This is a genomic window from Streptomyces sp. NBC_00690 (assembly GCF_036226685.1).
Classification (GTDB): domain Bacteria; phylum Actinomycetota; class Actinomycetes; order Streptomycetales; family Streptomycetaceae; genus Streptomyces.
The window spans coordinates 5,184,513-5,202,720 of sequence record NZ_CP109009.1; the positions used below are offsets into that span (position 1 = coordinate 5,184,513).

Sequence of the window (18,208 nt, forward strand, 5' to 3'; positions counted from 1 at the left end):
GTGTGACCTATTTCCCCGATCTGAGCCCCTATGAGTACACGGAATCTCAGCCCGCAATGCTGAACGTGGGTTGGCTAGATGAGATTCACCCGTATGTGACTGGAGCTGCGCCCGAGGGCCTGGTTGAGGCGCTTGCTGTGTTGGGTACGGGTGCGGAGAACATTCAGCGTGGTATGCATTTCTGTGAATTGTGTCCAGACTTTCAAACCGCGAGGGACAACACGTCTCGGGGCGATCTATTCATCGCCAGTGGAGAGATTCGGGTGGCGGGGGACGGTGTCGTTTATGCCTCGCCGGTCATGATTGTGCACTATGTGGAGGCGCATGCGTACGTACCGCCTGACGAGTACTGTAGGGCTGTAATGGCTGCCGTCATGGTGGATTAGGATTTAGCGGTGCCAGGAATGTTGCTGTCTCGCCCGTGCTCACTTCAAACTGGCTGTGATTTCGATTGACCTCGGGTGGAAATATGCCGCTCTACCCGGCACCGGTGCACCCTGGCCTTGCGTCTTTGCAGCCGCATGTGTGCGCTGTCGATTGGCCGACGCGGCCGGCTTTTCGGCCATCCCGCATCAGGCTTATGGATTCACTCACCCGATGGCAGGTGGCGAGGGCGCTCGCCTATCTCGGCATGCTGAGTGGTGGGCCCGAGGAGAGTGAGGCAATCCGGTGCCTCAGTGTGACGCCCAGCCAGGAATCCGTCCTGGCAGATGACTTTGCCGGCCTGCTGGAAAATCTGGAGCGGCAGACGCAACTTGCCCCGCTTCGGATTCTCGAACTAGTGCTCAGGGACTGCGACATTCTGCTGAGGGGTAGCCCTCATGCGGGATTCGCCATCGGAACTGAACTGACCGAGGACTCTAAGCCGGCTGCCCAGGAGATCGCTTCGGCCCGGGCGGCCCTTCTCGCTACCTACTGGGCCGAGGTTCCCGAGCTGCGAGGTGGACTGGTCATGGTGTGGAGCGCCAACCAGTTCGTGCGGCGTTGGCTCTGGTGGTCACGCCAGTACGCTCACCGTCAGATTCCACCGGGTTCGCCGGGGATCGACACATCCCCGGCCCCGCCGCTTCCCGCACGGGACGTCTTTCCGGAGTGGGCGACACCGATGGTGGAGCGGGTCTACTCGAAGTAACGGCGTTCCGGCGTAGCAACCCCGTTCCGGCGTCCACCCGAGGGTTCATCCCGTACCGCACCGTCGCCGGGCCTTGATCACGCTAAGCGCCTGTCCGGGCACTGATGGTGCTCGCCCCCCACCCGCAGGCTCCCCGTGTGTGGCTCTCTGTGACGTGGGGTAGCCTCTACGGCTCGATTGGCCAGGTTGCAACCCCGTGTGGCAGACTATCCGGGTTGCTCGGTTGAGTGCCGATGCTGCGCGCCTCCCGCCGGGAGGACCGGAAGCGAGTCCCACAGTACTCGTCGCCCCATCTGCCTCCTGGGCAGCGCTGGAGCGGACGTACGGGAATCTTCCGGGAAGCGTCAGCGGGGTACCAGCCAAGCGCTCGGTGGGTGTTCTCCCTCGATTCGCGGGCCAGGCCCGCACCCCCTTGGTTGGGAAATCCTTCGGGATATCTACGTAGAGGGTGTGCGACACGCCCGACCGCGGGGGTCGGAGGAGATCGCAGGACTCAGCGAGTTGCAGAGCGTCCATACAAAAGACAGGACTACGAAGTAGCCATGGCGGGACAGAAGATCCGCATCCGGCTCAAGGCCTACGACCACGAGGTCATCGATTCGTCGGCGAAGAAGATCGTCGAGACGGTGACGCGTACTGGTGCGTCGGTCGCGGGCCCGGTGCCGCTGCCCACTGAGAAGAACGTGTACTGCGTTATCAAGTCGCCGCACAAGTACAAGGACTCGCGCGAGCACTTCGAGATGCGTACGCACAAGCGCCTGATCGACATCCTCGACCCGACGCCCAAGACCGTTGACTCGTTGATGCGCCTGGACCTTCCGGCCGGCGTTGACATCGAGATCAAGCTCTGAGAGGCGCGGAAGAGATGGCAAAGCAGATCAAGGGCGTCCTGGGCGAGAAGCTCGGCATGACCCAGGTCTGGGACGAGAACAACCGTGTCGTCCCGGTGACCGTCGTCAAGGCCGGGCCCTGCGTTGTGACCCAGGTCCGTACGAATGACTCCGACGGCTACGAGTCGGTCCAGATCGCCTTCGGCGAGATCGACCCGCGCAAGGTGAACAAGCCCCTCAAGGGCCACTTCTCCAAGGCCGACGTGACCCCCCGCCGCCACCTGGTGGAGCTCCGTACCTCCGACGCCAGCGAGTACACGCTCGGCCAGGAGATCACCGCTGCCGTGTTCGAGTCCGGCGTCAAGGTTGACGTCACGGGCAAGAGCAAGGGCAAGGGCTTCGCCGGTGTCATGAAGCGTCACAACTTCAAGGGCCTCGGCGCCGGTCACGGTACCCAGCGCAAGCACCGCTCTCCCGGCTCCATCGGTGGCTGTGCCACCCCGGGCCGTGTGTTCAAGGGCCTCCGCATGGCGGGCCGTATGGGCAACGAGCGGGTCACCACACAGAACCTGACCGTTCACGCTGTTGACGCGGAGAAGGGCCTGCTCCTGATCAAGGGTGCGGTTCCTGGTCCCAACGGCGGCCTGGTCCTGGTCCGCACTGCGGCCAAGGGGGCCTGAGGACTATGAGCACCATTGACATTCTGTCGCCCGCAGGCGACAAGACCGGGACCGTTGAGCTCCCGGCCGAGATCTTCGACGCCAAGGTCAGCATCCCGCTGATCCACCAGGTCGTCGTCGCGCAGCTGGCCGCTGCCCGTCAGGGCACGCACAAGGTCAAGCGTCGTGGCGAGGTCCGCGGTGGTGGTAAGAAGCCGTACCGCCAGAAGGGCACCGGCCGTGCCCGTCAGGGTTCGACCCGCGCCCCGCAGTTCGTCGGCGGTGGCGTCGTCCACGGCCCCGTGCCGCGTGACTACTCCCAGCGGACCCCGAAGAAGATGAAGGCCGCCGCCCTGCGCGGTGCCCTCACCGACCGGGCCCGCAACTCGCGCATCCACGTCGTCACCGGCGTGATCGAGGGCGAGGTCTCCACCAAGGCCGCCAAGACGCTGTTCGGCAAGATCTCGGAGCGCAAGAACCTGCTCCTGGTCGTCGACCGCGCCGACGAGGCCGCGTGGCTGTCCGCCCGCAACCTGCCCCAGGTGCACATTCTGGAGCCGGGCCAGCTGAACACGTACGACGTGATCCGCTCCGAGGACGTGGTCTTCACTCAGGCTGCCTTCGAGTCCTTCGTGTCCGGCCCCGACAAGGCCCTTGAGACCGAAGGGAGCGACGCCTGATGTCCGAGAACGCCACGGCGGCCGTTACCAGCAAGACCTACACGGACCCGCGTGACCTCCTCGTCAAGCCGGTCGTGTCCGAGAAGAGCTACGCACTGCTCGACGAGAACAAGTACACGTTCATCGTCGACCCGCGTGCCAACAAGACCCAGATCAAGCAGGCCGTGGAAGCGGTCTTCTCGGTCAAGGTCACCGGGGTCAACACGATCAACCGGCAGGGCAAGCGCAAGCGCACCCGCACCGGTTTCGGCAAGCGCGCCAACACCAAGCGCGCCATCGTGACCCTTGCCGAGGGCAACCGTATCGACATCTTCGGCGGCCCGACCTCTTAAGTGAGGTCGAGTCGTCCGGAATCGGACGAGGACTGAGAAATGGGTATCCGCAAGTACAAGCCGACGACTCCGGGCCGTCGTGGCTCCAGCGTCGCCGACTTTGTCGAGATCACGCGGTCCACGCCGGAGAAGTCGCTGGTCCGCCCTCTGCACAGCAAGGGCGGCCGTAACAACACCGGTCGTGTGACCGTCCGTCACCAGGGCGGTGGCCACAAGCGCGCCTACCGCGTGATCGACTTCCGTCGTCACGACAAGGACGGCGTGCCGGCCAAGGTCGCTCACATTGAGTACGACCCCAACCGCACCGCGCGCATCGCCCTTCTGCACTACGCAGATGGCGAGAAGCGCTACATCGTCGCGCCGCGTGGCCTGAGCCAGGGCGACCGCGTCGAGAACGGCCCGACCGCCGACATCAAGCCCGGTAACAACCTGGCGCTGCGCAACATCCCGGTCGGTACGACCATCCACGCCATCGAGCTGCGGCCCGGCGGCGGCGCGAAGTTCGCCCGTTCCGCGGGTGCCTCCGTGCAGCTGCTGGCGAAGGAGGGGGTCATGGCCCACCTCCGTATGCCGTCCGGCGAGATCCGGCTGGTCGACGTTCGCTGCCGCGCCACCATCGGCGAGGTTGGCAACGCCGAGCAGTCGAACATCAACTGGGGCAAGGCCGGCCGTATGCGCTGGAAGGGCGTTCGCCCGACCGTCCGCGGTGTCGCGATGAACCCGGTTGACCACCCGCACGGTGGTGGTGAGGGCAAGACCTCCGGTGGTCGCCACCCGGTCAGCCCGTGGGGTCAGAAGGAGGGTCGTACTCGTTCTCCCAAGAAGGCGAGCAGCAAGTACATCGTCCGCCGCCGCAAGACGAACAAGAAGCGCTAGGAGCGGGTTTAGATGCCGCGCAGTCTCAAGAAGGGGCCCTTCGTCGACGACCACCTGATCAAGAAGGTGGACGTACAGAACGAAGCAGGTACCAAGAACGTCATCAAGACCTGGTCCCGTCGCTCGATGATCGTCCCGGCGATGCTGGGCCACACGATCGCGGTGCACAACGGCAAGATCCACGTCCCGGTGTTCGTCACCGAGTCGATGGTCGGCCACAAGCTCGGTGAGTTCTCGCCGACTCGCACCTTCCGAGGCCACGTCAAGGACGACCGGAAGTCGAAGCGCCGCTAGCGCGGGGTGGAAACGACTATGACGAACGTGTCAGACACTGAAGGGACAACCATGGAAGCCAGGGCCCAAGCGCGGTACATCCGCGTCACGCCCATGAAGGCCCGCCGAGTGGTGGACCTCATCCGTGGCATGGATGCCACGGAGGCTCAGGCGGTCCTGCGTTTCGCCCCGCAGGCCGCGAGCGTGCCGGTGGGCAAGGTGCTGGACAGCGCCATTGCCAACGCCGCGCACAACTACGACCACAGTGACGCTTCTTCGCTGGTCATCAGCGAGGCGTACGTGGATGAGGGCCCGACCCTGAAGCGGTTCCGTCCGCGTGCACAGGGTCGCGCCTACCGGATCCGTAAGCGGACCAGCCACATCACCGTGGTCGTCAGCAGCAAGGAAGGAACCCGGTAATGGGCCAGAAGGTTAACCCGCATGGGTTCCGGCTCGGTATCACCACGGACTTCAAGTCCCGCTGGTACGCCGACAAGCTGTACAAGGACTACGTCAAGGAAGACGTCGCCATCCGTCGGATGATGACGTCCGGCATGGAGCGCGCCGGCATCTCGAAGGTTGAGATCGAGCGCACCCGTGACCGCGTGCGGGTGGACATCCACACCGCGCGTCCCGGCATCGTCATCGGCCGCCGTGGCGCCGAGGCCGACCGCATCCGCGGCGACCTTGAGAAGCTCACGGGCAAGCAGGTCCAGCTGAACATCCTTGAGGTCAAGAACCCCGAGGTTGACGCTCAGCTCGTGGCCCAGGCCGTTGCCGAGCAGCTGTCCTCCCGCGTCTCCTTCCGTCGCGCCATGCGTAAGAGCATGCAGTCGTCGATGAAGGCCGGCGCCAAGGGCATCAAGATCCAGTGTGGTGGCCGTCTCGGCGGCGCCGAGATGTCCCGGTCGGAGTTCTACCGCGAGGGCCGTGTGCCGCTGCACACCCTTCGCGCGAACGTCGACTACGGCTTCTTCGAGGCCAAGACCACCTTCGGCCGTATCGGTGTGAAGGTCTGGATCTACAAGGGCGACGTCAAGAACATCGCCGAGGTCCGCGCTGAGAACGCTGCTGCCCGCGCTGGCAACCGCCCGGCTCGTGGTGGCGCTGACCGCCCGGCCGGCCGTGGTGGCCGCGGTGGCGAGCGTGGCGGACGCGGCCGTAAGCCGCAGCAGCAGAACGCCGCAGCCGAGGCCCCCAAGGCTGACGCTCCGGCTGCTGCTCCGGCTGAGAGCACCGGAACGGAGGCCTGACCGAAATGCTGATCCCCCGTAGGGTCAAGCACCGCAAGCAGCACCACCCGAAGCGCAGCGGAATGTCCAAGGGTGGTACGCAGGTTGCGTTCGGCGAGTACGGCATCCAGGCCCTCACTCCGGCGTACGTGACCAACCGCCAGATCGAGGCGGCGCGTATCGCGATGACCCGCCACATCAAGCGTGGCGGCAAGGTCTGGATCAACATCTACCCGGACCGCCCGCTGACCAAGAAGCCCGCCGAGACCCGCATGGGTTCCGGTAAGGGTTCCCCGGAGTGGTGGATCGCGAACGTCAAGCCCGGTCGGGTGATGTTCGAGCTCTCCTACCCGAACGAGAAGATTGCTCGTGAGGCGCTCACCCGCGCTGCTCACAAGCTTCCGATGAAGTGCCGCATCGTTCGGCGCGAAGCAGGTGAGGCGTGATGTCGGCCGGAACCAAGGCGTCTGAGCTGCGCGAGCTGGGCAACGAGGAGCTTCTCAACAAGCTCCGCGAGGCCAAGGAAGAGCTGTTCAACCTCCGCTTCCAGGCGGCGACGGGCCAGCTCGAAAACCACGGCCGGCTGAAGGCCGTCCGCAAGGACATCGCCCGGATCTACACCCTGATGCGTGAGCGCGAGCTGGGCATCGAGATGGTGGAGAGCGCCTGATGAGCGAGACGAATGTGACTGAAGAGAACACTGCCCGCGGATTCCGCAAGACCCGTGAGGGTCTCGTCGTCAGCGACAAGATGGACAAGACCGTCGTCGTTGCCGTCGAGGACCGCGTGAAGCACGCTCTGTACGGCAAGGTCATTCGCCGTACGAGCAAGCTCAAGGCACACGATGAGCAGAACGCCGCTGGCGTTGGCGACCGTGTTCTCCTCATGGAGACCCGGCCGCTCTCGGCGACGAAGCGCTGGCGCATCGTCGAAATCCTTGAGAAGGCCAAGTAATTACTTGAAGGGGTAACCCTTCGAGTCAGTTCCGCCAGGCTCCGGGGGGCCGCTCAGCGGTCCCCCGGGGAACCGGCAGACAAACAGGAGATACACGTGATCCAGCAGGAGTCGCGACTGCGTGTCGCCGACAACACTGGTGCCAAGGAAATCCTTTGCATCCGTGTTCTCGGTGGCTCCGGTCGCCGCTACGCGGGCATCGGTGACGTCATCGTTGCCACCGTCAAGGACGCGATCCCCGGTGGCAACGTGAAGAAGGGTGACGTCATCAAGGCGGTCATCGTTCGCACCGTGAAGGAACGCCGCCGCCAGGACGGCTCGTACATCCGCTTCGACGAGAACGCCGCTGTCATTCTGAAGAACGACGGCGACCCTCGCGGCACCCGTATCTTCGGCCCGGTGGGCCGTGAGCTGCGCGAGAAGAAGTTCATGAAGATCATCTCGCTCGCGCCGGAGGTGCTGTAAGCATGAAGATCAAGAAGGGCGACCTGGTTCAGGTCATCACCGGTAAGGACCGCGGCAAGCAGGGCAAGGTCATTCAGGCCTTCCCCCGTGAGGACCGTGTCCTGGTCGAGGGTGTCAACCGGGTCAAGAAGCACACCAAGGCCGGCCAGACCGCTCGTGGTTCGCAGACCGGCGGGATTGTCACCACCGAGGCCCCCGTCCACGTGAGCAATGTTCAGCTCGTCGTGGAGAAGGACGGCAAGAAGGTTGTGACGCGCGTCGGATTCCGCTTCGACGACGAGGGCAACAAGATCCGCGTTGCCAAGCGGACGGGTGAGGACATCTGATGGCTACCACCACCACTCCGCGTCTCAAGACGAAGTACCGCGAGGAAATCAAGGGCAAGCTGCTTGAGGAGTTCTCGTACGAGAACGTCATGCAGGTTCCCGGGCTCGTCAAGATCGTGGTCAACATGGGTGTGGGCGACGCCGCCCGCGACTCCAAGTTGATCGATGGTGCCGTCAAGGACCTCACCACGATCACCGGTCAGAAGCCGGCCGTCACCAAGGCCCGCAAGTCCATCGCGCAGTTCAAGCTGCGTGAGGGTCAGCCGATCGGCGCCCACGTCACCCTCCGTGGCGACCGCATGTGGGAGTTCCTGGACCGCACCCTGTCGCTCGCGCTTCCGCGCATCCGCGACTTCCGTGGTCTGTCCCCCAAGCAGTTCGACGGCCGTGGCAACTACACCTTCGGTCTCACGGAGCAGGTCATGTTCCACGAGATCGACCAGGACAAGATCGACCGCGTCCGGGGTATGGACATCACCGTGGTTACCACGGCGACCAACGACGCTGAGGGCCGCGCGCTCCTGCGTCACCTCGGCTTCCCGTTCAAGGAGGCGTGAGCCGTGGCAAAGAAGGCTCTCATTGCCAAGGCCGCCCGCAAGCCCAAGTTCGGCGTGCGTGGCTACACGCGCTGCCAGCGTTGCGGTCGTCCCCACTCCGTGTACCGCAAGTTCGGCCTGTGCCGCGTGTGCCTTCGTGAGATGGCTCACCGTGGCGAGCTGCCGGGCGTGACCAAGAGCTCCTGGTAAACCCCTCCACCCGGTCCCCAGCCGGTGCCCTCCGGGGCGCCTGCAGGTGACCGGATCGGAGATTGGGATTACTGGACGCTCTCGGTAAGCAGAGGGTAGGCGGAGGCCCGTCCTTCCATGGCTTAGGCTAGGAGGGTTGGGCGTCCGCCGCCCTGAACGACTTACTACGCCGTAGGTCCCCGCGCCGCACCCGTCCCGCCCCAGTGTGGGGAGAGGGATGGCGCATACAGGAAACCCCGGCGAGAGAGGCCGAAGGCCAATTCATGACCATGACTGATCCGATCGCAGACATGTTGACGCGTCTGCGGAATGCGAACTCGGCGTACCACGACTCCGTGACCATGCCGCACAGCAAGATCAAGTCGCACATCGCAGAGATCCTCCAGCAGGAGGGCTTCATCACGGGCTGGAAGGTCGAGGACGCCGAAGTCGGCAAGAACCTCGTCCTGGAGCTCAAGTTCGGTCCTAACCGGGAGCGCTCCATCGCGGGCATCCGGCGGATCTCGAAGCCGGGTCTGCGCGTGTACGCGAAGTCCACCAGTCTGCCGAAGGTCCTCGGCGGCCTGGGCGTGGCGATCATCTCCACGTCCCACGGTCTCCTGACCGGCCAGCAGGCGCAGAAGAAGGGCGTAGGTGGGGAAGTCCTCGCCTACGTCTGGTAGTCGGGAACGGAGGAATAGCAATGTCGCGTATCGGCAAGCTCCCCATCCAGGTTCCCGCCGGTGTGGACGTCACCATCGATGGCCGCACGGTCGCGGTGAAGGGTCCCAAGGGCACCCTGAGCCACACCGTTGCCGCGCCGATCGACATCGTTAAGGGTGAGGACGGCGTTCTCAACGTCTCCCGCCCCAACGACGAGCGTCAGAACAAGGCCCTCCACGGCCTGTCCCGCACGCTGGTGGCCAACATGATCACCGGCGTGACCCAGGGGTACACGAAGGCGCTCGAAATCAGCGGTGTTGGTTACCGCGTCGCAGCGAAGGGCTCCAACCTGGAGTTCCAGCTCGGTTACAGCCACTCGATCCTGGTCGAGGCCCCCGAGGGGATCTCGTTCAAGGTCGAATCGCCGACCAAGTTCTCTGTCGAGGGAATCGACAAGCAGAAGGTCGGCGAGGTCGCCGCCAACATCCGCAAGCTGCGGAAGCCCGACCCGTACAAGGCCAAGGGCGTCAAGTACGCGGGCGAGGTCATCCGCCGCAAGGTCGGAAAGGCGGGTAAGTAAGCCATGGCATACGGTGTGAAGATCGCCAAGGGTGACGCGTACAAGCGCGCCGCCATCAAGCGCCGCCACATCCGCGTTCGCAAGCGCATCTCCGGTTCGCCGGAGCGCCCGCGCCTGGTTGTGACGCGTTCCAACCGCCACATCGTGGCGCAGGTCATCGACGACATCGCCGGCCACACGCTGGCGTCGGCGTCGACCCTGGACACCTCGATCCGCGGTGGCGAGGGCGACAAGAGCGCCCAGGCCAAGCAGGTCGGCGCCCTGGTCGCCGAGCGCGCCAAGGCCGCTGGTGTCGAGGCCGTCGTGTTCGACCGTGGTGGCAACCAGTACGCCGGGCGGATTGCCGCTCTGGCTGACGCCGCCCGCGAGGCCGGGCTGAAGTTCTAGGCCCCGGTTCCGGAGCTAGCGGACGTAACAGAGAGAGGTAGATCCAATGGCTGGACCCCAGCGCCGCGGAAGCGGTGCCGGTGGCGGCGAGCGGCGGGACCGGAAGGGCCGTGACGGTGGCGCAGCTGCCGCCGAGAAGACCGCGTACGTTGAGCGCGTCGTCGCGATCAACCGCGTCGCCAAGGTTGTGAAGGGTGGTCGTCGCTTCAGCTTCACCGCGCTGGTCGTGGTGGGCGATGGTGACGGCACCGTTGGTGTCGGTTACGGCAAGGCCAAGGAGGTGCCGGCCGCCATCGCCAAGGGTGTTGAGGAGGCCAAGAAGCACTTCTTCAAGGTCCCCCGCATCCAGGGCACCATTCCCCACCCGATCCAGGGCGAGAAGGCTGCGGGCGTCGTTCTGCTCAAGCCTGCTTCCCCCGGTACCGGTGTTATCGCCGGTGGCCCGGTGCGCGCCGTTCTGGAGTGCGCCGGCGTTCACGACATCCTGTCGAAGTCGCTTGGCTCCGACAACGCGATCAACATCGTGCATGCGACCGTGGCGGCCCTGAAGGGTCTGCAGCGTCCCGAGGAGATCGCGGCTCGCCGTGGTCTGCCCCTTGAGGACGTCGCCCCCGCGGCTCTGCTTCGTGCACGTGCGGGAGCGGGTGCGTAATGGCCCGCCTCAAGATCACGCAGAAGAAGTCGTACATCGGCTGCAAGCAGAACCACCGTGACACGCTGCGCTCGCTGGGCCTGAAGAGGCTCAACGACGTGGTGGTCAAGGAGGATCGTCCCGAGTTCCGCGGCATGGTGCACACCGTCCGCCACCTCGTGACGGTCGAGGAGGTTGACTGATATGGCGGAGCAGAACCCGCTGAGGGTCCACAACCTCCGTCCTGCCCCGGGTGCCAAGACCGCGAAGACCCGTGTTGGTCGTGGTGAGGCGTCGAAGGGTAAGACGGCCGGTCGTGGAACCAAGGGCACCAAGGCCCGTTACCAGGTTCCGGAGCGCTTCGAGGGCGGGCAGATGCCCCTCCACATGCGCCTCCCGAAGCTCAAGGGCTTCAAGAACCCGTTCCGTACCGAGTACCAGGTCGTCAACCTGGACAAGCTCGCTTCGCTCTACCCCGAGGGTGGCGAAGTCACGGTGGCCGATCTGGTCGCCAAGGGTGCGGTCCGCAAGAACCAGCTCGTCAAGGTCCTGGGCCAGGGCGAGATCTCCGTGGCGCTGCAGGTGACGGTTGACGCCGTCTCCGGCTCCGCCAAGGAGAAGATCACCGCCGCTGGCGGCGCCGTCACCGAGCTTGTCTGACACAAGTTCTGTGGTGGGAAGCTGAACACCGACCGGGGATGCCTCTCAAATGGGGCATCCCCGGTTGGTCGTTCCAAGCGGGGCACTGCCGCCGGTAAGGTGGCGTGCGATGTTGCTGTAAAGAACCCCCGTACGGTCTGCCCCATCGGGATCGTGCGGATTTCCTGATTCGTATTCATCGATCCTCAAGACCGTCACCTCTGACGCAGAAGCGCGGGGGTCGCAGGAGGCACCGTGCTCACCGCGTTCGCCCGGGCGTTCAAGACGCCCGACCTGCGCAAGAAGCTGCTCTTCACGCTCGCCATCATCGTGCTCTATCGACTCGGGTCTCACATCCCGGTACCGGGCATCGATTACCAGAACGTTCAGACCTGTGTCAACTTGGCCCAGCAGAACAACAACAGTCTGTTCGGCCTGGTGAACATGTTCAGTGGCGGTGCGCTGCTGCAGATCACCATCTTTGCGCTCGGCATCATGCCGTACATCACGGCGAGCATCATCCTGCAGCTGCTGACCGTGGTCATTCCGCGGCTGGAAGCCCTCAAGAAGGAGGGTTCGTCCGGCACCGCGAAGATCACCCAGTACACCCGTTATCTGACGGTGGCCCTCGCCGTGCTCCAGGGCACGGGTCTGGTCGCGACCGCTCGCAGCGGTGCACTCTTCAGCGGCTGCCCGGTCGCCAGCCAGATCGTGCCGGACCGCACCATCTACACCACCGTCGTCATGGTGATCACCATGACCGCGGGTACCGCCGCTGTGATGTGGCTCGGTGAGCTGATCACCGACCGCGGCATCGGCAACGGCATGTCGATCCTCATGTTCATCTCGATCGCCGCCGGCTTCCCGGGTGCCCTCTGGGCCATCAAGGAGAGCGGCAAGCTCGCCAAGGGCTGGATCGAGTTCAGCACGGTCATTCTGATCGGCTTCGTGATGGTCGCCCTGGTCGTCTTCGTGGAACAGGCACAACGTCGTATCCCTGTTCAGTACGCGAAGCGGATGATCGGGCGGCGTAGTTACGGTGGCACCTCGACCTACATCCCGCTGAAGGTCAACCAGGCGGGTGTGATTCCGGTCATCTTCGCTTCGTCGCTGCTCTATATCCCAGCGCTGGTGGCACAGTTCTCCAGCGGTACTTCCTCCTGGAAGACGTGGATCGAGCAGTACTTCGTCAAGGGTGATCACCCGTACTACATCACCGTGTACTTCTTCCTGATCGTGTTCTTCGCGTTCTTCTATGTGGCTATCTCGTTTAACCCCGAGGAAGTCGCGGACAACATGAAGAAGTATGGTGGCTTCATCCCGGGTATCCGGGCTGGTCGACCTACTGCCGAGTATCTGAGCTACGTGCTCAACCGGATCACTTGGCCGGGCTCGCTGTACCTGGGTCTGATTGCTCTTGTTCCGACGATGGCGTTGGCGGGCTTCGGAGGCGCGAACCAGAACTTCCCGTTCGGCGGGACAAGCATCCTCATCATCGTGGGTGTGGGTCTGGAGACCGTGAAGCAGATCGAGAGCCAGCTCCAGCAGCGCAATTACGAAGGGTTCCTCCGCTAATGCGAATCGTCCTCGTCGGACCACCCGGTGCCGGCAAGGGAACGCAGGCTGCGTACCTTGCCGAGAACTTGTCGATCCCGCACATCTCCACGGGCGATCTCTTCCGCGCCAACATCAGCAAGGGCACCGACCTCGGTCGGAAAGCCAAGTCCTATATGGACAAGGGTGAGCTGGTTCCCGACGAGGTCACCATCGGTATGGCGAAGGACCGGATGGAGCAGCCGGACGCCGTCAACGGGTTCCTGCTCGACGGCTTCCCGCGCAACGTCTCGCAGGCCGAGGCGCTCGACGGGATGCTGAAGTCCGAGGGCATGACGTTGGACGGGGTGCTCGACCTTGAGGTCCCCGAGGACGAGGTCGTCAAGCGGATCGCGGGCCGCCGCATCTGCCGCAATGACTCAAGCCATGTCTTCCACGTGACGTACTCGCCGCCGAAGGTGGACGGCCGTTGTGACGTCTGCGGTGGCGATCTGTATCAGCGCGACGACGACTCGGAGACGACCGTCCGCAAGCGCCTTGAGGTCTACCACACCCAGACCGAGCCGATCATCGACTACTACCGGGGCCAGGGCCTCGTGGTGACGATCTCGGCACTCGGCAAGGTCGCGGACGTGACCGAGCGGGCGATGGAAGCACTGAAGAAGAACTGAAGTAGAAGACGGCCGAGGTCGACAAGACCTGAAGGTCCTGACCGTCACGGTACGGCCGCGGTGTCCGATGGACGCCGCGGCCGTACTGTTGAGCGAGGATCGTACGGGCCGTACCGGACAAGACAGAGGTGGAAGGCAAGGCGATGGTGGAGATCAAGACCCCGGAGCAGATCGCGAAGATGCGCGAGGCGGGGTTGGTCGTGGCTGCGATCCACGCGGCGACGTGCGAGGCTGCCGTCCCCGGCGCGACCACCCGGGATCTGGACGAGGTGGCCCGCAAGGTCATTGCCGACCACGGCGCCAAGTCGAACTTCCTGGGGTACGGCGGTTTCCCCGCGACCATCTGCACGTCGGCCAACGAGGTCGTCGTCCACGGCATCCCCGACGACAAGACCGTCCTCAAGGACGGTGACATCATCTCGATCGACGCCGGAGCGATCGTCGACGGCTGGCACGGGGACGCCGCGTACACGGCGTTCGTCGGCACCGGTCACGCCCCGGAGTTGATCGAACTCTCCCGGGTGACCGAGGAGTCGATGTGGGCCGGGATCGCCGCGATGAAGTCCGGCAGCCGCCTGGTGGACGTCTCCCGCGCCATCGAGATGTACATCCGCCGTCAGCCCAAGCCCGGTGGCGGTCGGTACGGGATCATCGAGGACTACGGCGGCCACGGCATCGGCACCCAGATGCACATGGATCCGCATCTGCTGAACTACGTCTCGCGCAAGCGGGGCAAGGGGCCGCGGCTGGTGCCCGGCTTCTGCTTGGCGATCGAGCCGATGGTGTCCCTGGGGACTCCGAAGACCGAGGTCCTCGCTGACGACTGGACCGTGATCACCACCGACGGCACCTGGTCCTCGCACTGGGAGCACTCGGTCGCGGTGACCGAGGAGGGCCCTTTGGTGCTCACCTCGCCCGACTGCGGCCGGGCCAAGCTCGCCGAACTCGGGATCACGGCCGCACCCGACCCGCTGGGCTGAGCAGGGTGCGGGGGCCGGTGGCGCCGGTCCGGGCGGGCGGAGGCATAGGCATGGACTCGTACGGGTGAACCGCGATGGGTCTTCCGCCCCGGCGCACCGGCTGCCGGTGAGACCTTCTCCGGGGCAGTACGCCCTAGGGAAATGCGGGCCGGAACCAGAGCTCCGGTGACCCTCAGTGGCCGGATGGCCGATTCGGTTCTTGAATCGGCCGAGTAACGATCTCTACGAGTGGGCAAGCTTCCAGGATTCGTCTTTTCGAATGCCCTGACGTAGACTGATGCGTCGGCTCTCGTGTACCCGTGTGTCCGCACACGGTGGACGGGAGCTGATCAAGGTAGCCGATTCGAAGGGCGAAGCGTGGCCAAGAAGCAAGGTGCCATCGAAATCGAGGGCACCGTGATCGAGTCCCTCCCGAACGCGATGTTCAAGGTGGAGCTTCAGAACGGTCACAAGGTCCTCGCGCACATCTCCGGCAAGATGCGGATGCACTACATCCGAATCCTTCCGGACGACAGGGTCGTGGTGGAGCTGTCTCCGTACGACCTAACGCGTGGCCGGATCGTCTACCGGTACAAGTAGATCTTGCCTGGTCCCCTTCGCGGGGGAGATGGCACTGACCCGGAGAACCTGACATCCAATGAAGGTCAAGCCGAGCGTCAAGAAGATCTGCGACAAGTGCAAGGTGATCCGCCGTCACGGTCGGGTCATGGTCATCTGCGACAACCTGCGCCACAAGCAGCGCCAGGGCTGACGCACGCCGACTTCTGCACCTCGCAGTTCTTCGCGCGACGCAAGCGAATTCGTACATACGCAGAGCCCGCCCAGCCCATATGGGTCGGCGACACCTCCGGCGGGGGCCGGAGACCCGGTCGTACCACTCCAGCACGGAGTCGGCGGCCAGGGAGTGGTTCTGCGGAAGACCCCCGATCACACAGGAGCCATTGAATGGCACGCGTTTCCGGTGTTGACATCCCGCGCGAAAAGCGTGTGGAGATCGCACTCACCTACGTCTTCGGTATTGGGCGTACCCGGTCCAAGGAGATCCTCGCCTCGACCGGCGTGAACCCGAACACCCGCGTTCGTGACCTGGCCGAAGAGGACCTGGTCAAGATCCGCGAGTACGTGGACGCCAACCTCCGCACCGAGGGTGACCTCCGCCGCGAGATCCAGGCCGACATCCGCCGCAAGGTCGAGATCGGCTGCTACCAGGGTCTGCGTCACCGTCGTGGACTTCCGGTCCACGGCCAGCGCACCAGCACCAACGCTCGTACCCGCAAGGGCCCGCGTCGCGCCATCGCCGGCAAGAAGAAGCCGGGCAAGAAGTAGTCCTCAGCGGACGCTGCGGAATCCCGGGGACTGCCCGGGTCGCCGCACAGCCAAGCGGTCTTCGCTGTAGGACCGACCACCTCCCGTAGGAGATATAGATGCCCCCCAAGGGTCGTCAGGGCGCTGCCAAGAAGGTGCGCCGCAAGGAAAAGAAGAACGTCGCTCACGGCCACGCGCACATCAAGAGCACGTTCAACAACACCATCGTTTCGATCACGGACCCGTCCGGCAACGTGATCTCCTGGGCCTCCGCCGGCCACGTCGGCTTCAAGGGCTCGCGCAAGTCCACCCCCTTCGCCGCGCAGATGGCCGCCGAGTCGGCCGCCCGCCGCGCGCAGGAGCACGGCATGCGCAAGGTCGACGTCTTCGTCAAGGGTCCCGGCTCCGGCCGTGAGACCGCGATCCGCTCCCTCCAGGCCACTGGCCTTGAGGTCGGTTCGATCCAGGACGTCACCCCCACCCCGCACAACGGCTGCCGTCCGCCCAAGCGTCGTCGCGTCTGACGCTCGCTTGAGCTGAGTGGCTGTGGTTACGGGCGGTACGGCCCCTTCGGGTCGTGCCGCCCGTACCCTTGTAAGACATCCGTCGGGCGTCAAATAGCGGGCGCCCACGACTGAAGGATTTCCCCATGCTGATCGCTCAGCGTCCGTCGCTGACCGAAGAGGTCGTCGACGAGTACCGCTCCCGGTTCGTGATCGAGCCGCTGGAGCCGGGCTTCGGTTACACCCTCGGCAACTCCCTCCGCCGTACGCTCCTCTCCTCGATCCCGGGTGCGGCGGTCACGTCCATCCGCGTCGACGGTGTCCTGCACGAGTTCACCACCGTGCCGGGCGTCAAGGAGGACGTCACCGACCTGATCCTCAACATCAAGCAGCTGGTCGTCTCCTCGGAGCACGACGAGCCGGTCGTGATGTACCTGCGCAAGCAGGGCCCGGGTCTGGTCACCGCCGCCGACATCGCGCCCCCGGCCGGTGTCGAGGTGCACAACCCCGACCTCGTCCTCGCCACCCTGAACGGCAAGGGCAAGCTGGAGATGGAGCTGACCGTCGAGCGCGGTCGCGGCTATGTCTCCGCCGTGCAGAACAAGCAGGTCGGCCAGGAGATCGGTCGCATTCCGGTCGACTCGATCTACTCGCCGGTCCTCAAGGTCACCTACAAGGTCGAGGCGACCCGAGTCGAGCAGCGCACCGACTTCGACAAGCTGATCGTCGACGTCGAGACCAAGCAGGCGATGCGTCCGCGTGACGCCATGGCCTCCGCCGGTAAGACCCTGGTCGAGCTGTTCGGTCTCGCCCGCGAGCTGAACATCGACGCCGAGGGCATCGACATGGGTCCGTCCCCGACGGACGCCGCGCTCGCCGCGGACCTGGCCCTGCCGATCGAGGAGCTGGAGCTGACCGTTCGCTCCTACAACTGCCTCAAGCGCGAGGGCATCCACTCGGTGGGCGAGCTCGTCGCCCGCTCCGAGGCGGACCTGCTCGACATCCGCAACTTCGGTGCCAAGTCGATCGACGAGGTCAAGGCGAAGCTGGCCGGCATGGGCCTGGCGCTCAAGGACAGCCCGCCCGGATTCGACCCGACCGCCGCCGCTGACGCCTTCGGCGCCGACGACGACGCGGACGCCGGTTTCGTCGAGACCGAGCAGTACTAAGCACCATCGAGCATCCCGTGCGGGACGCCACCCGCGTCCCGCACGGATGCCGAATGACTTCCCCGTGGCAGCCGCTTCGGGGGAACTGACACCGGTACCTGGTACGGCCGGTGCAGCACACAAGGAGAAACACCATGCCGAAGCCCGCCAAGGGTGCCCGTCTGGGCGGCAGCGCCGCGCACGAGCGTCTGCTCCTCGCGAACCTTGCGAAGCAGCTGTTCGAGCACGGCCGCATCACCACGACCGAGGCCAAGGCCCGCCGCCTGCGTCCGGTCGCCGAGCGCCTGATCACCAAGGCGAAGAAGGGCGACATCCACAACCGTCGCCTCGTTCTTCAGACGATCACGGACAAGGGCATCGTGCACGCGCTCTTCACCGAGATCGCGCCGCGGTACGCCGAGCGCCCGGGTGGCTACACCCGTATCACCAAGGTGGGCAACCGCCGCGGTGACAACGCGCGCATGGCCGTGATCGAGCTCGTCGAGGGCGAGATCGCGAAGAAGGCCACCGTTGCCGAGGCCGAGGCCGCCGCCAAGCGCGCGGTCAAGGAAGACGCCCTCAAGAAGGACGCTGCCGACGAGGCCGCTCCGGTTGAGGACGCCAAGCCGGTCGAGGCCGCCGAGGAGTCCAAGGACGCCTGAT

At 64.9% G+C, this 18,208-nt stretch carries 32 protein-coding genes; all 32 read left to right on the top strand.

The genetic code is table 11. The features are described from left to right. Nucleotides 1–2 precede the first annotated feature (2 nt). A complete protein-coding gene (locus tag OID54_RS22670) occupies nucleotides 3–386 on the top strand; it encodes a DUF7919 family protein (RefSeq protein ID WP_329022199.1) in 384 nt (127 codons plus the stop codon). 194 nt (nucleotides 387–580) lie between these two features. Next, a complete protein-coding gene (locus OID54_RS22675; RefSeq protein WP_329022201.1) occupies nucleotides 581–1,132 on the top strand; it encodes a hypothetical protein in 552 nt (183 codons plus the stop codon). A 542-nt stretch (nucleotides 1,133–1,674) separates the two neighbouring features. Beyond that, nucleotides 1,675–1,983 carry a 30S ribosomal protein S10 gene (rpsJ, locus tag OID54_RS22680; RefSeq protein ID WP_003948644.1) on the top strand — a complete coding sequence of 103 codons (309 nt, stop codon included), beginning with the start codon at nucleotides 1,675–1,677 and terminating at the stop codon, nucleotides 1,981–1,983. A gap of 14 nt (nucleotides 1,984–1,997) precedes the next feature. After that, nucleotides 1,998–2,642, top strand: coding sequence for a 50S ribosomal protein L3 (rplC, locus tag OID54_RS22685; RefSeq protein WP_250923438.1), 645 nt, complete (start codon nucleotides 1,998–2,000; stop codon nucleotides 2,640–2,642). A 5-nt stretch (nucleotides 2,643–2,647) separates the two neighbouring features. Further along, nucleotides 2,648–3,301, top strand: coding sequence for a 50S ribosomal protein L4 (rplD, locus tag OID54_RS22690; RefSeq protein WP_329022203.1), 654 nt, complete (start codon nucleotides 2,648–2,650; stop codon nucleotides 3,299–3,301). Continuing rightward, the gene (rplW, locus tag OID54_RS22695) at nucleotides 3,301–3,633 is read left to right on the top strand and encodes a 50S ribosomal protein L23 (RefSeq protein WP_329022205.1); all 333 of its coding nucleotides are present in this window, start codon (nucleotides 3,301–3,303) and stop codon (nucleotides 3,631–3,633) included. Before rplD ends, rplW begins: the two co-directional genes overlap by 1 nt. Before the next feature lie 39 nt (nucleotides 3,634–3,672). Next, entirely contained in the window at nucleotides 3,673–4,509 is an 837-nt protein-coding gene (gene rplB, locus OID54_RS22700) for a 50S ribosomal protein L2 (RefSeq protein WP_329022207.1), read from the top strand. Between the two features lie 12 nt (nucleotides 4,510–4,521). Then, a complete protein-coding gene (gene rpsS / locus OID54_RS22705; protein ID WP_030351437.1) occupies nucleotides 4,522–4,803 on the top strand; it encodes a 30S ribosomal protein S19 in 282 nt (93 codons plus the stop codon). 51 nt (nucleotides 4,804–4,854) lie between these two features. Further along, nucleotides 4,855–5,202 (top strand): 50S ribosomal protein L22, encoded by a 348-nt coding sequence (rplV, locus tag OID54_RS22710; RefSeq protein ID WP_016645177.1) that lies wholly within the window; start codon nucleotides 4,855–4,857, stop codon nucleotides 5,200–5,202. Then, on the top strand, nucleotides 5,202–6,035 hold the full coding sequence (gene rpsC / locus OID54_RS22715; RefSeq protein WP_329022209.1) for a 30S ribosomal protein S3: 834 nt from the start codon (nucleotides 5,202–5,204) through the stop codon (nucleotides 6,033–6,035). Before rplV ends, rpsC begins: the two co-directional genes overlap by 1 nt. 5 nt (nucleotides 6,036–6,040) lie before the next feature. Next, entirely contained in the window at nucleotides 6,041–6,460 is a 420-nt protein-coding gene (rplP, locus tag OID54_RS22720) for a 50S ribosomal protein L16 (RefSeq protein ID WP_072485538.1), read from the top strand. After that, complete coding sequence (gene rpmC / locus OID54_RS22725) at nucleotides 6,460–6,684, top strand: 50S ribosomal protein L29 (RefSeq protein ID WP_329022211.1); 225 nt, start codon at nucleotides 6,460–6,462, stop codon at nucleotides 6,682–6,684. The genes rplP and rpmC overlap by 1 nt, the downstream gene beginning before the upstream one ends. After that, nucleotides 6,684–6,968, top strand: a complete 285-nt coding sequence (gene rpsQ, locus OID54_RS22730; RefSeq protein WP_329022213.1) for a 30S ribosomal protein S17 — start codon at nucleotides 6,684–6,686, stop codon at nucleotides 6,966–6,968. Before rpmC ends, rpsQ begins: the two co-directional genes overlap by 1 nt. 96 nt (nucleotides 6,969–7,064) lie before the next feature. Then, nucleotides 7,065–7,433 carry a 50S ribosomal protein L14 gene (gene rplN / locus OID54_RS22735; protein ID WP_023539336.1) on the top strand — a complete coding sequence of 123 codons (369 nt, stop codon included), beginning with the start codon at nucleotides 7,065–7,067 and terminating at the stop codon, nucleotides 7,431–7,433. A 2-nt stretch (nucleotides 7,434–7,435) separates the two neighbouring features. Continuing rightward, nucleotides 7,436–7,759: a 50S ribosomal protein L24 gene (gene rplX, locus OID54_RS22740; protein ID WP_250923445.1), complete on the top strand. Its 324-nt coding sequence runs from the start codon at nucleotides 7,436–7,438 to the stop codon at nucleotides 7,757–7,759. Beyond that, on the top strand, nucleotides 7,759–8,316 hold the full coding sequence (gene rplE, locus OID54_RS22745) for a 50S ribosomal protein L5 (protein WP_250923446.1): 558 nt from the start codon (nucleotides 7,759–7,761) through the stop codon (nucleotides 8,314–8,316). Before rplX ends, rplE begins: the two co-directional genes overlap by 1 nt. 3 nt (nucleotides 8,317–8,319) lie before the next feature. Continuing rightward, nucleotides 8,320–8,505 (top strand): type Z 30S ribosomal protein S14, encoded by a 186-nt coding sequence (locus OID54_RS22750; RefSeq protein WP_003948630.1) that lies wholly within the window; start codon nucleotides 8,320–8,322, stop codon nucleotides 8,503–8,505. A 263-nt stretch (nucleotides 8,506–8,768) separates the two neighbouring features. Then, the gene (rpsH, locus tag OID54_RS22755; RefSeq protein ID WP_329022216.1) at nucleotides 8,769–9,167 is read left to right on the top strand and encodes a 30S ribosomal protein S8; all 399 of its coding nucleotides are present in this window, start codon (nucleotides 8,769–8,771) and stop codon (nucleotides 9,165–9,167) included. 20 nt (nucleotides 9,168–9,187) lie between these two features. Then, on the top strand, nucleotides 9,188–9,727 hold the full coding sequence (gene rplF / locus OID54_RS22760; protein ID WP_329022218.1) for a 50S ribosomal protein L6: 540 nt from the start codon (nucleotides 9,188–9,190) through the stop codon (nucleotides 9,725–9,727). A 3-nt stretch (nucleotides 9,728–9,730) separates the two neighbouring features. Further along, entirely contained in the window at nucleotides 9,731–10,114 is a 384-nt protein-coding gene (gene rplR, locus OID54_RS22765) for a 50S ribosomal protein L18 (RefSeq protein ID WP_329022220.1), read from the top strand. A gap of 46 nt (nucleotides 10,115–10,160) precedes the next feature. Beyond that, the gene (gene rpsE, locus OID54_RS22770) at nucleotides 10,161–10,766 is read left to right on the top strand and encodes a 30S ribosomal protein S5 (protein ID WP_005313527.1); all 606 of its coding nucleotides are present in this window, start codon (nucleotides 10,161–10,163) and stop codon (nucleotides 10,764–10,766) included. Next, nucleotides 10,766–10,948 carry a 50S ribosomal protein L30 gene (gene rpmD / locus OID54_RS22775; RefSeq protein WP_329022221.1) on the top strand — a complete coding sequence of 61 codons (183 nt, stop codon included), beginning with the start codon at nucleotides 10,766–10,768 and terminating at the stop codon, nucleotides 10,946–10,948. The genes rpsE and rpmD overlap by 1 nt, the downstream gene beginning before the upstream one ends. A 1-nt stretch (nucleotide 10,949) precedes the next feature. Then, nucleotides 10,950–11,405: a 50S ribosomal protein L15 gene (gene rplO, locus OID54_RS22780; protein WP_329022223.1), complete on the top strand. Its 456-nt coding sequence runs from the start codon at nucleotides 10,950–10,952 to the stop codon at nucleotides 11,403–11,405. Nucleotides 11,406–11,639: 234 nt separating this feature from the next. Further along, nucleotides 11,640–12,959 carry a preprotein translocase subunit SecY gene (gene secY / locus OID54_RS22785; RefSeq protein ID WP_329022225.1) on the top strand — a complete coding sequence of 440 codons (1,320 nt, stop codon included), beginning with the start codon at nucleotides 11,640–11,642 and terminating at the stop codon, nucleotides 12,957–12,959. Then, the gene (locus OID54_RS22790; RefSeq protein ID WP_329022227.1) at nucleotides 12,959–13,609 is read left to right on the top strand and encodes an adenylate kinase; all 651 of its coding nucleotides are present in this window, start codon (nucleotides 12,959–12,961) and stop codon (nucleotides 13,607–13,609) included. The genes secY and OID54_RS22790 overlap by 1 nt, the downstream gene beginning before the upstream one ends. Nucleotides 13,610–13,752: 143 nt before the next feature. Then, nucleotides 13,753–14,589, top strand: a complete 837-nt coding sequence (map, locus tag OID54_RS22795) for a type I methionyl aminopeptidase (protein ID WP_329022228.1) — start codon at nucleotides 13,753–13,755, stop codon at nucleotides 14,587–14,589. A 357-nt stretch (nucleotides 14,590–14,946) separates the two neighbouring features. After that, nucleotides 14,947–15,168, top strand: coding sequence for a translation initiation factor IF-1 (gene infA, locus OID54_RS22800; RefSeq protein WP_003956442.1), 222 nt, complete (start codon nucleotides 14,947–14,949; stop codon nucleotides 15,166–15,168). A gap of 58 nt (nucleotides 15,169–15,226) precedes the next feature. Then, complete coding sequence (gene rpmJ / locus OID54_RS22805; protein ID WP_003956441.1) at nucleotides 15,227–15,340, top strand: 50S ribosomal protein L36; 114 nt, start codon at nucleotides 15,227–15,229, stop codon at nucleotides 15,338–15,340. A gap of 194 nt (nucleotides 15,341–15,534) precedes the next feature. After that, on the top strand, nucleotides 15,535–15,915 hold the full coding sequence (gene rpsM / locus OID54_RS22810) for a 30S ribosomal protein S13 (RefSeq protein WP_146481856.1): 381 nt from the start codon (nucleotides 15,535–15,537) through the stop codon (nucleotides 15,913–15,915). A 98-nt stretch (nucleotides 15,916–16,013) separates the two neighbouring features. Further along, nucleotides 16,014–16,418, top strand: a complete 405-nt coding sequence (gene rpsK / locus OID54_RS22815) for a 30S ribosomal protein S11 (RefSeq protein ID WP_003956432.1) — start codon at nucleotides 16,014–16,016, stop codon at nucleotides 16,416–16,418. Nucleotides 16,419–16,543: 125 nt separating this feature from the next. Continuing rightward, nucleotides 16,544–17,566 carry a DNA-directed RNA polymerase subunit alpha gene (locus tag OID54_RS22820; protein WP_146481858.1) on the top strand — a complete coding sequence of 341 codons (1,023 nt, stop codon included), beginning with the start codon at nucleotides 16,544–16,546 and terminating at the stop codon, nucleotides 17,564–17,566. A gap of 134 nt (nucleotides 17,567–17,700) precedes the next feature. After that, nucleotides 17,701–18,207, top strand: coding sequence for a 50S ribosomal protein L17 (rplQ, locus tag OID54_RS22825; RefSeq protein WP_329022229.1), 507 nt, complete (start codon nucleotides 17,701–17,703; stop codon nucleotides 18,205–18,207). Nucleotide 18,208: the final 1 nt, after the last annotated feature.